Origin of the sequence: Halomonas sp. AOP22-C1-8 (genome assembly GCF_052378905.1) — a bacterium.
Taxonomy (GTDB): Bacteria; Pseudomonadota; Gammaproteobacteria; order Pseudomonadales; family Halomonadaceae; genus Vreelandella; species Vreelandella citrativorans.
In genome coordinates this window covers 1-506 of the sequence record NZ_JBQSYD010000073.1, presented here as the reverse complement: position 1 = coordinate 506, position 506 = coordinate 1, and the positions used below count along the sequence as shown (strand labels likewise).

Genomic DNA, 506 nt, shown 5'->3' with positions numbered 1-506 from the left:
GGATCGTTTGTCCATGATGTGGGCAAATAAAGCCGCCATGCGACCGGCAGGCTGGCCTGTTCGGTCGCCACCGATAGGCTAACGGCGACCTGACAATTGTCCTGTTTACCAATCTCACCGCAGTACTGGCGACTAACGCCCACCGAATGTCGTCCTTTCTTGCGAATACCGGTGTCATCGATAATCCAAAAAGGCGTCGTATCGGGGGACAGCAAGTAGGGTAGCACCTGCTGCGCCACGCCATTGAGCATCCCTCGGTCAGACCATCCAGAGCGAGCCACCAGGTGATGCAGCGACTGATGACAGGCTTGAACGTTACCCGGATCGACACTGGCGGCGATGGGCTCGACACTCTTGCGTTCCAGCGGCAGCATCAAGCCACGACAGTAATTCTGAAAACCCTTCACTCGATCAGCATGGCCCAGGCGAGGTGCTAGCTCATCAAGATACGTCTCGAAGCGGTCGTGAAGTGCGTCGTTTACCATAATGCGAAATCGCTATACAGA

At 55.7% G+C, this 506-nt stretch carries 1 protein-coding gene; it reads right to left on the bottom strand.

What is annotated here, in order from left to right:
* Positions 1-485: IS701 family transposase (locus ACT3TY_RS17910; RefSeq protein ID WP_444629097.1), on the bottom strand; the 485-nt coding region annotated here is incomplete at its 3' end.
* Between the last annotated feature and the right edge of the window lie 21 nt (positions 486-506).